Below are 14,606 nucleotides of genomic sequence, written 5' to 3'. Positions count from 1 at the left end.
ATTTTTAGACCAATTTATCGCAACCGCAGTAGGGCAGTCTATTCTCGGACAGGCTCCAAGACTACTACCCCAAAGCAGCCATTAACAGGCTACTTTCCAATAAATTACTTTTTGACTATGACCTGACAAAAAGCGCCATGGACTCAACATGAGAAGTTTGCGGAAACATATCCATTACACACAAACGCTCAAGCCTGAAGCCATGGGAGACCAGACTGCCTGCATCCCTGGCAAGGGTTGCCGGATTGCAGGAAATATACAACAGTCGGTCAGGCAATAAACTGGCCAGTTGCTCAATCATAAAATCCGCACCGGCCCTTGGGGGGTCGAGAACCACTATATCGTAATGCTCTTTTGCCCAGGACTCAGTGGTGAAATCACTGGCCAGGTCTGCGCAGTGAAAACTTACATTACTCAAACCATTCAGACCGGCATTTCTTGACGCCTGGGCAACTGAACCCGGTGAACCCTCAACCCCCGTCACATGGCCTGACTTTTTCGCCAGTGGCAGAGAGAAATTACCCAGGCCACAGAACAGGTCAAGCACTTTATCGGATGCCTTCGGAGCAAGCCACTGGATAGCCTGCTCAACCATCGCCTGATTAATCACCCGGTTGACCTGGGTAAAGTCCTGTGGCCGGAAGTACAGCTGCACCCCCGGTTCAGGCAGCGAGTAATGCAATGCAACGGCGGCATCGTCGTCAGATCTGGCAGGATATAAAAGCCGGATGTTCTCCGGACTATCCTGCAGGTACAGCAACAGCTGATGGGCAGAAGCAAACGCTGTCAACAGGGTTTGGTCTTCCTGAGACAGAGGACGAATATGACGCAGCAGTAACCCGCGCCCCTGCTCTGCCAGAAAGCACTCCACGTGGGAAATGGCTTCCCGGCCGGTTAACGTTGGCAAAAATGACTTCAGCAGTACGGGCATATCCTGCAAAGGCTCTGCCAGTATGGGGCATTCATTAATGTCACAGATGGCATTACTGCCCTTTTCCCGAAAACCAAGGCTCAGTCTGCCTTTACGCCAGCGGATGGCAAAACGGCAACGATGACGATAGCCGTAGGGGGGAGAAACCAGTGGTTCTTCAATGTGCTCAGGCACAACCCGGGCAAATCGCCTTAACTGATCGAGAACGATGTACTGCTTGCTGTCAAGCTGCCCTTCGTGGGACCAGTACTGCAGGCTGCAGCCTCCGCACTGACGAAAATGGGCGCAGGCAGGCTCACGGCGCTCGGGTGATGCCGACAGCACTTCTGTGACACGGGCATTGATAAAACGACGTTTGTCTTCCAGAACCCGGACACGAACGGTTTCGCCCGGCAGTGCACCGTCAATAAAGAGGGTCTTCCCATGGTAGCGGGCAATCCCGCGACCATCATGGGAAAGCCCGTCAATACGCACATCCTCATGAATAATAACAGGGGTTGAGGCAGCACGTTTAAAGCGCATAGAGTACTTCCAACATTCTCTTGAAACCATGGCCCATGGCCGTTTAAAAGCGCAATGTTACCTTGGATATCGAGCACAACAAACCCGGATTCATACCTGCATACATGGAAATTCAATCATGGCCCGAGAAACCGTTGAACGGTTTTCCTATGGCAGAAATACGCCCGTGGAAAGATAACGATCACCACGGTCACAGATAATCGCCACAATGGTGGCATGCGCTACGCTTTTTGACAGTCTCAGGGCAGCAGCAACGGCTCCCCCTGAAGAAACACCGCAGAATATGCCTTCTTCCCGGGCCAGCCGCCTCATGCATTCTTCAGCTTCTGTCTGACCAATATCCATCACCTCATCAACGGCGGAACGGTGAAAAATCGCAGGCAGGTATTCGGGACTCCAACGACGGATGCCTGGTATCTGAGCTCCCTGTTCCGGTTGCAGGCCAACGATCTGAATGGCAGGATTCTTCGCTTTCAGATAACGGGAGGTTCCCATTATCGTCCCGGTAGTGCCCATGGAACTGATAAAATGCGTGACCGTACCCTGAGTCTGCTGCCAGATTTCAGGCCCGGTGGTCCCGTAATGCGCCAGGGGATTATCCGGATTGGCAAACTGGTTAAGTACTTTGCCCAGGCCCTGTTGCTGCATTTCCAACGCTTTATCCCGGGCACCCTCCATGCCATTGCTGACCAGAATCAGTTCTGCTCCATAAGCACTCATTGCTGCACGACGCTCGGCGCTCATATTGTCCGGCATAATAAGGATCATCCGGTAACCGCGGACGGCCGCTGCCATGGCGAGCGCTATACCGGTATTGCCACTGGTGGCTTCAATTAATGTGTCCCCCGGGCTGATGGCATTGCGGCGTTCCGCCTCGGCGATCATGGACAGGGCTGGTCGGTCTTTCACGGAACCGGCCGGATTTTGTCCTTCCAGTTTCAGTAGTATGGTATTTGAACTCTTCCCCTGCATACGCTGCAGACGAACCAGCGGGGTGTTGCCAATAATCGACTCTATTGTCGGATATTCCATGGACATATAACTTACGTAGACTTTATTATTCCGGCAATAATACAGAACAAAAGCCAAACAGGGAAAGGCAGTACCATGAAACAGCACCTTACGGCATTCCGCCAACGGATTCTTCTGCTCGCTTTTCTTCCGGGCATTGTTGTTTCCCTGCTGATGGGCGGTGTCTATCTGGTTAAGCGGTATCAGGAACTGGACAACCAGCTCATGGCCAAGGCATTGACTCAGTCTGAACGGCAGGCAGCCGCTGCCTCACTGCTGCTGGATAACACCCGACATGAAGAACTGCAAACCCTGATCAGCATGCTGCTGGATGACAGGGATATTCGTGCGGTAAGCATGATCGATGCGCAAGGCAAGGAGATTCTTCATGCAGGCCCAAAGCTCACGGCCACCGAAAACTTATCCTCGCTGTTGGAATCAGGCCAGAGCTGGTTCCGGAACGATCAGGTCATCCAGGTTGCCGATCCAATCATCAGTCCGGATACGACCAAAATTACTGGCTGGCTGATTACCGATTACGCCTACGCAGAAACTCATCTGACCCAATTTCGCTCTCTGGCGTTCAGCATTATTGTTGTTTCTATGGGGTTATTGGTGGCATTGATCACTAGCCTGAAGCTGGGCCACGGTGTTACCCGCCCCCTGGACCGTATGGCAAGGGTCATTGATCGTATCAAGGATGGCTTCTTCGATACCCGACTGCCGGACAATCCGGGCAGCCTGATGTATGAACTGGAATCGTCTATCAACGTTATGCTCAATGGCCTGCAGAGCAAACATCAGAAGATGACCAGTCATATTGCCCAGTACAACGATGAATTGCAGGAAACACTGGAAACCATTGAAATTCAAAATGTTGAGCTGGATCTCGCCAGAAAGGAAGCACTTGAAGCAAGCAGAAGCAAGAGCGAATTTCTGGCCAATATGAGCCACGAAATCAGAACACCGCTGAATGGCATTATTGGCTTTTCCAACCTAATGCTGAGTTCAAGGCTCACACCGCAACAATACGACTATGTCAGTACCATTGAGAAATCCTCTCAGGGACTGCTGACGATGTTGAATGACATTCTTGATTTTTCCCGTATGGAAGCCGGTAAGCTGGTGCTGGATCCCCAACCCGTCTGCCTACGGGAGATCGTTGAGGATGTTATGACGTTTATGGCACCTGCCGCCTATGGTAAATCGTTGGAAATTGTCCACTTTATCTACGACGATGTTCCTGAACATATCATCATTGATGGACTGCGGTTTAAGCAGATCCTCACCAACCTGATCAGCAACGCCATTAAATTCACCAGTTATGGTTCCGTTGCTGTGCGAGTGATGCTGGATCAGGAAGGCAAACCTGATCAGCAAGAAAGTAATGCCCCCCTGCCCCTGAGAGTTTCAGTGGCGGATACCGGCATTGGCCTTACCCGGGAGCAACATCACAAACTGTTCCAGGCTTTTGCCCAGGCAGACTCCAGCAGAACACGCAAGGCTGAGGGAACCGGGCTTGGCCTGTCGATTTGCAAAAACCTGGTTGAGCAAATGGGTGGCGAAATTGGCCTTGAGTCCGATCTGGGGCAAGGAGCAACCTTCTGGTTTACCTTTAAAACAACCCAGAATAACCAAAATGGTGAACCAGCTGTTGCTGATGGTTGTGAGCAGGAAGACCTGGTACCGACACCGCTGCACGGCCAGAAAGTACTGCTTATCGAACCCCATGAGCTGACCCGGCTATCTATTTTTCACTTACTGGATAAACTGGGCGCAACTATCACCGCAGCAGCCAGCATCCGACAGGGAATGTCAGCAAACAAGACACATGTCTCCTACGACTATGTTTTCATCAACCCTGATAATATTGAACCGGTTCAGGGAATCACGCAGTTAACAGCCTCCTATAGCAATGCCAACATTATTGTACTCAGTTCAGCAGGAATAACAGGTGCTATGGACCCTGCTCTTCCTGACGGTACTGATACGCTTCTGAAGCCCGTTGGACTGAACCGGCTGAAAGCACTGCTGACCCGTATAAACGGGAATCATGAAGACAAAAAAATTCAACAACAGATCAACAAATCCCTGAGTATTCTGGTCGTTGATGACAACCCGGTAAACCTGAAATTGCTGAAAACCATTCTTGGCAACCTGGAGCAAGATTTGCAAACCGCAGAAAATGGTTTTGATGCCATTGAACTGTGCAGGCAGTTCACTTTCGACATTATTTTCATGGATGTTCATATGCCGGTCATTGATGGACTCGAAGCCACAAAACGAATTCGCAGTGAAATCCCGAACCACCAGCGCACCCCAATTATTGCAGTAACTGCCCATGCGCTGCCCGAGGAGAAAAAGGTGCTGCTGCAAAGTGGCTTTGATGACTACCTGAGTAAACCGGTTAGTGAAAAACACGTCATCAGCATGATCAATCAGTGGGCAAAGAACCCTACCGAGACAATAGAGCATAGAGAATATTTTCCACCATCAAAGCCCGACATCTATCCGGCAATAGATCAATCGGAAAGTCCTGTGGATATCAACCTGGCGACGCAACTGGCTGCCGGAAACCGGGAACTGGCTCAGGAGATGCTAGTGATGATGAAAGAGGGACTTGATGACGATCTTGTAACTCTCAGAGATGGCTGGACTGCCAATAATTATTCGGCTGTACTGGAACGGGTACACCGATTACACGGTGCCTGTCGTTATTGTGGAGTGCCGGAACTGGAGCGTATTTGCAACCGGCTGGAAACACGACTGAAGAAATACAACACCCTGGCCCATAATCAAGTCACCGAAGACTTTCAATTATTGCTTCAGTCCATCACCCGTCTCAATCAGTGGGAAATGGAGAGTCTGTAAACGGCTGAGGAAGTATGATATCACGTTCAAAACCGTTTATGAGGGTGGTGAGTCTGCGATGAGCAAGAGAGCTGATTCAGCTCTCCAGTACTACAAAGGCAATCGCATTATCCTGCTCATCAGAAAGACTGAGGTGAAGCCGCTTAACCCCTCTTTGCTGCTGCAATTCAAGACCATAATCAGATAAAAACAACTCAGGTGCACCTGAGGCATTATTTCTTACCTCGATGTGCCGGAATGACAGTTTTCCGATTCCTGTACCAAACGCTTTGGCAACAGCCTCTTTCGCCGCAAAGCGCTTGGCCAGCCAGGCCGGTGAGGATGAACGTTGTTGCCATTGTGACAGCTCATGGTCCGTGAGAATTCTTCTGGCAAACGCCTCACCCAGCCGACTGAGTGAGCGCTCAATCCGATCGATACGGACAATATCTGTCCCTATGCCAACAATCACTTAAAACGCAGTCCGTGCAGCTGCCAACATAAGGGCTTTCATCTCACGCACCGCTGGTTTCAATCCCGTAAACAGGGCACGGGCAATGATCGAGTGACCAATATTCAGCTCATTGATACCGGCGATCAACGCAACAGGCTCAACATTCTGATAATTAAGGCCATGGCCGGCATTGACGATCAGTCCCTGTTCCAGACCAAATACCACCGCATTTCTAAGACGGTCAAGCTCATCCTGCATGGCTTCAGCCATCGAAGCTTCAGCGTAAGCGCCGGTATGCAGTTCAATTGCAGGCGCTCCGGCCCTGACAGCAGCTTCAATCTGATCCAGATCAGGATCAATAAACAGCGAGACTTCAATCCCCTGTTTTCCCAGGCGCTCACAGGCGGGAGCCACACTGTCAAACAGGCCTTTCACATCCAGTCCGCCTTCAGTGGTGACTTCTTCCCGCTTCTCCGGAACCAGGCAGACATGTTCGGGTTTGAGCTTTTCCGCAATGCCAACCATTTCATCGGTCACTGCCATCTCCAGATTCATTCTGGTCTGCAGAACGTCACGAATCCGGAATACATCATGGTCCTGAATATGTCGGCGGTCCTCGCGCAGGTGCAATGTGATGCCATCTGCCCCGGCCTCTTCAGCTTCAATTGCCGCCTGAACAGGATCAGGATAACGAATCCCCCTGGCCTGCCGGATGGTTGCAATATGATCAATGTTGACACCCAGCAAAATACGCTGATGAGGAATCATAAATACACCTGTTGTAGAAAATGTAGAAAATGGCGCAGTGAATTGTGCGACCGTTATCGGGGTTTGGAGAGTGCGCCATTTTCTACTAATGGCCTCTCCGGTGGCGTTTGAGGTTTTCTGCTAGTAAACAGCATGCGGCTCTGCATAGGCCTGTCTCCGATAAGCGGTTTCATGGCCTGCCTGGTAAAGCGCTTGAAACCAGGATAGAAATCAGCATTGGTGAAATCTCTGGCCGAAAGTGCTTGCAGCAACTCTGTGGTGTAGCAAAACGCTCGCTCATGGTAGCTGACTTGTCCATGGGTCGGTACCAGCCCATGCTCAGGTTCAAAGCGGTAGACCATGCCTTCTTTTAAAGGCGCGCCGCTGAACACGTCCCAGTCAAGCGGTGGAGCATAGCCGCACAGTTCCAGCAAATCCAGTTCAAAGGAACGGAGCAATGGCTCAAGAGGCACGTTCTGATGAAGATGGGCCAATAGGTCCCGGTATAAATCCGTCACGCCATCCACCAGCTGCCCCGGAATCATTGATCGCATCAACAACTCATTGGCATAGAACCCGCAATAAAGCCGTTCACCGGTCAGAAAGGTAAAGCGGTCAAGCTCCAGGTCAACCAGTGTTTTCAGCTCACTTCGCCCTTTCCAGCGCACCAGTACCTGATGAAAAGGCTGTAACAGCGAAGCCAGCCGGGACTTTGACTGCCGTACTCCCCGAACCACTATGGCCACACGGCCATGACCTGCCACTAAAAACTCAGCAATCACTGAACGCTCTTTATAAGAGCGCCGATGCAGCAACCAGGCTTTATGGAATTCATTACCAATCACAGGTTGTGATCATACCCCAGACTTTTCAGGGCACGCTCATCGTCAGACCAGCCTGCCTTGACCTTAACCCAAAGGTTCAGCATGACTTTTGAGTCGAACATGTGCTCCATATCTTTACGGGCCTCCTGTCCGATTTTTTTCAGTCGTGCTCCCCGGTCACCAATAACGATGGCTTTCTGACCCGCTCTTTCCACAAGAATCAAGGCGCTGATGGTCAACAGTGGACCTTTCGGCCGCAACTCATGCTTGAACTCTTCAATCTCCACCGTCACTTCATAAGGCAGCTCATCACCCAGCTGACGCATGACCTTCTCCCGCACCAGCTCAGCGGCAAGAAAACGGGAACTGCGGTCCGTCAGCTGATCTTCAGGAAAATGATGGACACCTGCCGGAATCAGCCGGGTAATCATTTCATCCAGCTGTTTCAGGTTATGGCCGTGCTGCGCAGAGATGGGCACCACCCCATGAAAATCCATTTTTGCCGACAGAGACTCAAGGTGCGGGATCAATTGCCCCTTATCCGTGATCTTGTCCACTTTATTAATCGCAAGAATAACCGGACAGCGGGCACCCTGTACCTTTTCCAGGACCATCTGATCCTCTTCATTCCAGGTCAGGCGGTCAACCACAAAAACAATGGCATCAATACCCGCCAGGGCACTGCTGGCCGCTTTATTCATATAGCGGTTGATCGCCTTTTTCTGCACCTTGTGCATGCCCGGCGTATCAACATAGACCGTCTGAACCTCCTGCTCCGTCTTGATACCCAGAACCTGATGGCGGGTAGTCTGGGGGCGGCGGGAGGTAATGGAAAGCTTCTGGCCGAGAAGGTGATTCAACAGGGTTGATTTGCCAACATTGGGTCTGCCAACAATGGCGACGTAGCCACAGCGGCTGTGTTCCGAAGCGGGATCGGAAAGGCTGAGTTCATGAGCAGCGGGCTCTTCACGATTTACATCAGATGTCATCTGTTTTCTGCGCTCTTAATGATCAACGCCAAGCAACTTCAATGCATTGCGAGCCGCCTGCTGTTCAGCACCACGACGACTCGACCCTTCCCCCTTCGACGGCTCATCCAGACATTCCAGTTCACAAATCACTGAAAAGTGCTGGTCATGAGCTTCCCCCTGAATATCTGTCACTTGATATTTTGGCAGTGACTGCTGCCGCGCCTGCAGATATTCCTGCAAGCGGGTTTTCGGATCTTTATTCTGCTCATCCGTCGTGGTCAGTTGATCCAGACGAGTGGTAAACCAGGTGCGAATTCGCTGGTGACAAACGGCCATACCGGCATCCAGGTAAATCGCACCAATAATGGCCTCAACCGCATCCGCAAGAATGGACTCCCGCCGGAAGCCACCACTTTTCAACTCACCGGAGCCAAGACGAAGAAAGTCGCCCAGTTCAAACTCCCGGCCAAGCTCGGCCAGGGTTACACCGCGCACCATTCGAGCCCGCAGGCGGCTTAACTGCCCTTCTTTGGCATCGGGAAAACGCTCATAGAGGGCTTCAGCAATAACAAAGTTGACAATCGAGTCGCCAAGGAACTCCAATCGCTCATTGTTACGACTGCCAAAGCTGCGATGGGTGAGCGCCAGCGCCAACAGGCTCTGATTGGAAAATTCATGCCCTAACTTTTTCTGCAGTCGGGCAAGTTCAAGCGTTTTCACTGAGTTCCAGCTTTCCAGTTATGTTCAAACGTTAATACCAGATCAACGTTATGGAAAAAATGAATCCGTCGCTCGTAGTCAATATCGACAGCGACAACACCGTTTTCGCGGGTGACCTTAACCTCATTGCGATCAAGCTTGATCAGGTTTAGCTGCAAGCCTTTATTTATCCAGGTTCTCACCTGGGTAACGGATGCAGTGGCAGAGCCTGGCCGGTCAGTTAATGAAGATACCACCTGCCTCACAGAGTGGTCATCCATATAAAAGGGCACAACCTTAACCGCAAAAGACAACAATAGTCCACCAATTAACAGGTAAAACAGCCAACTGACTGCACTACTGCCTCGTTGTCGGCTCTTCATACCATACATAAGATTCTCTCCTTGGACAGCTTATACCAATTCCACCTTCTAAATATGAACTGCGCAGCCATTTTGAACAGCTGGATCTTCGTTGGAATTCCTCGCAATAGCCCTGCTATTACTCGTCATTCCGCCTTGCCCAGCTGTCCAAAATGACTTGCTCGATCTCATATTTAGAAGGCGGAATTGGTATTACTCAATCACCCCGTTGTTCTTAAAGCCGGGAAGTTGAGTCCAGCTCGGCCAGTGCATCCAGATGTAAACCGCCTTACCCACAATATTCTGTTCAGGAACATAGCCCCAATACCGGCTGTCATTGCTTCGGTCACGGTTATCCCCCATGACGAAGTACATGCCGTCAGGCACAACCCACTCTCCTTCAGCCCGAAAATCATGACTGGTCAGCTCTTTTCGAACCTGGTAGCGCTTGCCTTCATCACCTTCGTTATAGAGACGATAAATGGATCGGGCATCACTGAGTTGTGCCACAAACTCTTCAGGAACCGCCTGACCGTTCACCGTCAGCCGCTTGTCCATATATTGCACAACGTCGCCAGGTAAACCGATCACACGCTTGATAAAGTTGATATTTTCTTTCCCTGGCTGTTTAAACACCATCACATCGCCACGATCAGGCTCACCGATGGCAAGCACCTTGGTACCTGACACGGGCAAACGCAAACCGTAACTGTATTTATTAACCAGAATAAAATCACCCACTTCCAGGGTCGGAATCATGGAGCCAGACGGAATTTGAAAAGGTTCGAACAAAAAGGATCGAATCACCAGAACAAACAGCAAAACCGGGAAGATAGACTTGGAAGTCTCAACCACGGCCGGCTCCCTGGCCAGCTTCTCAAGGGCGTCATCGTCTCCGCCCTCGGCACCGAGCCTGGCAACAGCAGCCTTTCGCCTTGGTAGCAAAAAAAGTCGGTCAATCAGTACGATGATACCTGTAACAACAACCGACAGTACCAATAGCAGTGGAAAGTTAAAATCCATGGCTGTTTTTCTCTTATGTAATCAATGGTGAATTATTTGTCGACCTTTAGAACTGCCAGGAAAGCCTCCTGAGGAATTTCCACACGCCCAACCTGCTTCATCCGTTTCTTACCGGCCTTCTGTTTTTCCAGCAGTTTACGCTTACGACTCACATCACCACCATAGCATTTCGCAGTGACGTTCTTTCTGAGCGCTTTTACCGTGGTCCGGGCAATAATCTGCCCACCGATGGCCGCCTGAATGGCAACATCAAACATCTGGCGATGAATGATCTCTTTCATTTTTTCCGTCAGAACCCGCCCGCGGGAAACGGCATGATCCTTGTGCACAATAACCGCCAGTGCATCGACTTTTTCACCATTGATCAGAATATCCACCCGAACCATTTTAGCGGTTTCAAAACGATCAAAAGAGTAGTCCAGGGAGGCAAAGCCCCTGCTCACCGATTTCAGTCGATCAAAGAAATCCAGCACCACCTCGTTCATCGGAATATCGTAGGTCAGTGAGACCTGACCACCCGTGAACTGCATATCTTTCTGCACGCCGCGCTTTTCAACGCAGAGAGAAATCACATTACCGAGATATTCCTGGGGTACCAGAATATTGGCCCGGGAGATAGGTTCACGAATTTCGTCAATACCTGCGGGGTCAGGCAGTCTGGAGGGGTTATCGACTTCCACTACACTGCCATTTTTCATATAACACTGGTAGATTACCGTGGGAGCCGTGGTAATCAGATCAAGGTCATATTCCCGCTCAAGTCGCTCCTGAATGATTTCCATATGCAGCATGCCCAGGAAGCCACAGCGGAAACCAAAGCCCAGCGCATCACTACTCTCCGGCTCGTAAAACAGGGAGGCATCATTGAGACTCAGTTTTTCCAGCGCATCACGAAAATCTTCAAAGTCATCCGCGCTGACTGGGAACAAGCCGGCATAGACCTGCGGCTTAACATGTTTAAAGCCTGGCAGCGCTGCGACATCCTGGGTTTTCAGATGAGTCAGGGTGTCACCGACGGGAGCACCGTGAATATCTTTGATACCGGCAACCACATAACCAACTTCACCGGCTTTAAGAACTCCGGTGGGCGTCCGCTTGGGCGTAAAGATACCGACATTATCCACAACATGAGACTGCTTGGTGGATTTAACGACGATCTTTTCTCCCTTGCGCAACGTACCGTTTTTCACCCGCACAAGAGACACGACACCCAGATAGTTATCAAACCAGGAATCGATGATCAGTGCCTGCAATGGCCCATTGATGTCACCTTCAGGGGCAGGAATAGTGGACACCAGTCGCTCAAGGACATCTTCAATGCCCAAACCACTCTTGGCAGAGCAGCGGACAGCATCGGTTGCGTCAATGCCGATAATCTCTTCAATTTCCTGGGAGACCCGGTCTGGCTCTGCCTGGGGCAGATCCATTTTATTCAGCACGGGCATGACTTCCAGCCCCTGCTCTATGGCGGTGTAGCAGTTAGCAACGGATTGCGCCTCAACCCCCTGGGCCGCATCCACCACCAGAAGCGCACCTTCACAGGCCGCCAGGGAGCGTGAAACTTCATAGGAAAAGTCAACATGCCCTGGTGTATCGATAAAATTCAGCTGATAGGTATTACCATCTTTGGCATGATAATCCAGCGTCACACTCTGGGCCTTGATGGTGATGCCACGCTCGCGCTCAAGCTCCATGGAATCAAGCACCTGGGCCTGCATTTCACGATCACTGAGCCCACCACAGGTTTGGATAAAACGGTCAGCCAGGGTTGATTTCCCATGATCAATATGGGCAATGATGGAAAAGTTCCTGATTAAGCTTAGGTCGCTCACGATAGTATCTACTATAAAAACGTCACAAAAAGCGATCCCCGCAATCGCGGGGACCGTCTTGAATTAGGGAATTGGCCTGCGGATCAAACTGACTTACCGGCTGTTAAACAGCATGAATCGATTTTATTCATGCCTGTGGCTAAAACTCCGGCAGCAATTAACAAGTGTCTGACCTGCATAAATGATTCCATAATATTCTATAACATGTCAGCACACTACTCCATGGTCATATACCGTGCTATCCACATTTGGTCACTCCTGTAACCGGAAGGTGATGTAGCCGGGATTCCCACCGCGAATAACCCGCATTGAAATTGAGCGGTTCCTGGGCAGTTTGGCGACCACTTTTTTGAATTCCGCTACCGTTGTCACACTGCTATTGTTCAGGTCCGTGATAACATCGCCCTGACGCAACCCAATGGAACGGCCAGCACCCCGGTTAACGCCGATCACCACCAGCCCCTGAACATCCTCATCCAGACGCAGCTTACTGCGATAATTCTCATCAAGCTCAGCTACCTGAACACCAAGAGGGTTCTTATCAGAAGGTGTCTTATCTCCCCTATGTTCAGGGGCACCACTATTTTCATCCGGCAGCTCACCCACTACAACATCTACGGTCTTGCGCTTGCCGTTGCGGATATATTCAAGCCTGGCTTTTTCGCCGGGTTTTATCACCCCCACCGACATTGGCAACACGCCTGAGCTGCTGATGACTCTTTCATTAAATCTGACAATAATGTCGCCGGGATGAAGCCTTGCCTTATCAGCCGGACCACCGGGAACCACCTGACTGATCAGCGCCCCCATGGGTTTTTCCAGACCAAACGATTCAGCAAGATCCCGATCCACATCCTGAATGGCGACCCCCAGCCATCCCCGGGTGACATAACCCTTCTCTTTCAATTGATCAACCGCCCACATAACATGATCAACCGGTATGGCGAATGACAGCCCCATAAAACCGCCAGAGCGGGTAAAAATCTGAGAGTTAATTCCGATGACTTCGCCGTTCATATTAAACAGCGGACCACCCGAGTTACCCGGATTGATAGGGACATCGGTTTGAATAAACGGGACATAGGAGTCACTGGGCAGGCTTCTATTCAGAGCACTGATAATGCCTTTGGTAATCGAGTATTCAAAATTAAACGGAGACCCAATCGCTGCTACCCACTGACCAGACTTAACACTCTCGGAATCACCAAGCTTAACGACGGGCAGACTGCGGTCATTGTTAATTTTTAACAGCGCCAGATCCGAACGCTTATCGGCACCGATAAGTTCTGCAGCACGCTCACTCCTGTCACTGAGTCTGACAATAATCTGATCAGCACCTTCGATAACATGGTTATTGGTCAGAATGTAACCGTCTGACGAGATAATAAAGCCAGAACCGAGTGACATCGGTTGAGAACGTCCGGAAGGGTTTTCATCAGGCAGCGGGATACCAAAGTAACGGCGGAAGATTTCAGGAATCTCCTCCCCGCCCGGGCCATATATTGACGGTCTTGCTTTTGGCGTGGCCAGAGTACTGATATTCACTACCGCTGGTGATGCCTGTTCAAACAATGTCGCAAAATCTGGCAAGCCGGAACCCCTGACGGAAGCACTTGCCAGTGTTGCGTAAAACAAAAGCAGGGAAAACCCAACGTTATAAAGTGACTTTTTGCAGAGAAAAAACACCCTACTCATATTATGTTTTCTCCAGTATTCGACTATTGAAAAAACTCACCGCAGCTATACGCTCCTGCGATATTATTTATAATTACGTGATAACAAGGCGACCCGGCAGCATCAGAAATAAAACAAGAAAACTCATTCCTGCCTGGAAGAAAGCGTTCGCCCGGAGAAGCTGCCTGATAACGACAAATTGTCAGAGGGTAATACCCTTACCACATCAACACGGCACATATCCGCTGACCTCTTCCCAAATAACTTTACTGCACCAAAGCCACATGCCAGGAGCAAACCAGCTGAGACAAGCAGCAGCCAATCTGCAGCCCCCATCACAGAGGACAACCAGATGCCAGCCATCATAAGCAGAAGCGGGAAGAGATAAATCAGAAAAGAAGCCTTTAGCAAGGAGCCCTCCGGAATACCGACCACAACCATGTCACCCTCTTTCACTACCCAGGGACAAAGCGCTTTGATATATGAAAAGGATGAGCCGACCCTATACTTTTCGGAGAGATGCTGCCCACAACCATTTCGGGCACTACAGCTTGAACAACCGGACTGTCTGATGGTTTCAACCCAGACAAAATCACACTCTACAGCCACAACTCGTCCCTGCTCTTCTATCATATTCCTGAAAACCTGATATAGATCGGTAACGAAATAATACAAAAAAAACCAGTCTTCAAGTCCAGCAAACTTA

Annotated in this window: 13 protein-coding genes; 1 reads left to right on the top strand and 12 read right to left on the bottom strand. The window is 50.4% G+C overall.

Annotated elements, in window-relative coordinates:
* Window positions 1–115 precede the first annotated feature (115 nt).
* On the bottom strand, window positions 116–1,453 hold the full coding sequence (rlmD, locus tag O3276_RS00770; protein ID WP_269673928.1) for a 23S rRNA (uracil(1939)-C(5))-methyltransferase RlmD: 1,338 nt from the start codon (window positions 1,451–1,453) through the stop codon (window positions 116–118).
* 147 nt (window positions 1,454–1,600) lie between these two features.
* On the bottom strand, window positions 1,601–2,485 hold the full coding sequence (cysM, locus tag O3276_RS00765; protein WP_269673927.1) for a cysteine synthase CysM: 885 nt from the start codon (window positions 2,483–2,485) through the stop codon (window positions 1,601–1,603).
* Between the two features lie 75 nt (window positions 2,486–2,560).
* Between cysM and O3276_RS00760 the strand changes: the two genes are divergently transcribed.
* Entirely contained in the window at window positions 2,561–5,335 is a 2,775-nt protein-coding gene (locus O3276_RS00760) for a response regulator (protein WP_269673926.1), read from the top strand.
* 76 nt (window positions 5,336–5,411) lie between these two features.
* Here O3276_RS00760 and acpS read toward each other — a convergent pair whose 3' ends face one another.
* From acpS to O3276_RS25590, 10 genes are all read right to left on the bottom strand, one after another.
* Window positions 5,412–5,786: a holo-ACP synthase gene (gene acpS / locus O3276_RS00755; RefSeq protein ID WP_269673925.1), complete on the bottom strand. Its 375-nt coding sequence runs from the start codon at window positions 5,784–5,786 to the stop codon at window positions 5,412–5,414.
* Complete coding sequence (gene pdxJ, locus O3276_RS00750) at window positions 5,787–6,536, bottom strand: pyridoxine 5'-phosphate synthase (RefSeq protein ID WP_269673924.1); 750 nt, start codon at window positions 6,534–6,536, stop codon at window positions 5,787–5,789.
* 53 nt (window positions 6,537–6,589) lie between these two features.
* Window positions 6,590–7,360, bottom strand: coding sequence for a DNA repair protein RecO (recO, locus tag O3276_RS00745; protein ID WP_269673923.1), 771 nt, complete (start codon window positions 7,358–7,360; stop codon window positions 6,590–6,592).
* On the bottom strand, window positions 7,357–8,328 hold the full coding sequence (era, locus tag O3276_RS00740; protein ID WP_269673922.1) for a GTPase Era: 972 nt from the start codon (window positions 8,326–8,328) through the stop codon (window positions 7,357–7,359). Before era ends, recO begins: the two co-directional genes overlap by 4 nt.
* Before the next feature lie 15 nt (window positions 8,329–8,343).
* Entirely contained in the window at window positions 8,344–9,030 is a 687-nt protein-coding gene (gene rnc / locus O3276_RS00735) for a ribonuclease III (RefSeq protein ID WP_269673921.1), read from the bottom strand.
* Window positions 9,027–9,401, bottom strand: coding sequence for a DUF4845 domain-containing protein (locus O3276_RS00730; RefSeq protein ID WP_269673920.1), 375 nt, complete (start codon window positions 9,399–9,401; stop codon window positions 9,027–9,029). The genes rnc and O3276_RS00730 overlap by 4 nt, the downstream gene beginning before the upstream one ends.
* 183 nt (window positions 9,402–9,584) lie before the next feature.
* Window positions 9,585–10,394, bottom strand: coding sequence for a signal peptidase I (lepB, locus tag O3276_RS00725; protein WP_269673919.1), 810 nt, complete (start codon window positions 10,392–10,394; stop codon window positions 9,585–9,587).
* Between the two features lie 32 nt (window positions 10,395–10,426).
* Window positions 10,427–12,226 carry a translation elongation factor 4 gene (lepA, locus tag O3276_RS00720; RefSeq protein ID WP_269673918.1) on the bottom strand — a complete coding sequence of 600 codons (1,800 nt, stop codon included), beginning with the start codon at window positions 12,224–12,226 and terminating at the stop codon, window positions 10,427–10,429.
* A gap of 252 nt (window positions 12,227–12,478) precedes the next feature.
* Window positions 12,479–13,921 carry a DegQ family serine endoprotease gene (locus O3276_RS00715; RefSeq protein ID WP_269673917.1) on the bottom strand — a complete coding sequence of 481 codons (1,443 nt, stop codon included), beginning with the start codon at window positions 13,919–13,921 and terminating at the stop codon, window positions 12,479–12,481.
* Between the two features lie 123 nt (window positions 13,922–14,044).
* Window positions 14,045–14,533: a SoxR reducing system RseC family protein gene (locus O3276_RS25590; protein WP_442876553.1), complete on the bottom strand. Its 489-nt coding sequence runs from the start codon at window positions 14,531–14,533 to the stop codon at window positions 14,045–14,047.
* Between the last annotated feature and the right edge of the window lie 73 nt (window positions 14,534–14,606).

Source organism: Endozoicomonas sp. GU-1, assembly GCF_027366395.1.
Lineage (GTDB): Bacteria > Pseudomonadota > Gammaproteobacteria > Pseudomonadales > Endozoicomonadaceae > Endozoicomonas.
Note: the sequence above shows the minus strand (reverse complement) of the source record. Positions and strands in the feature narration are given on the sequence as shown.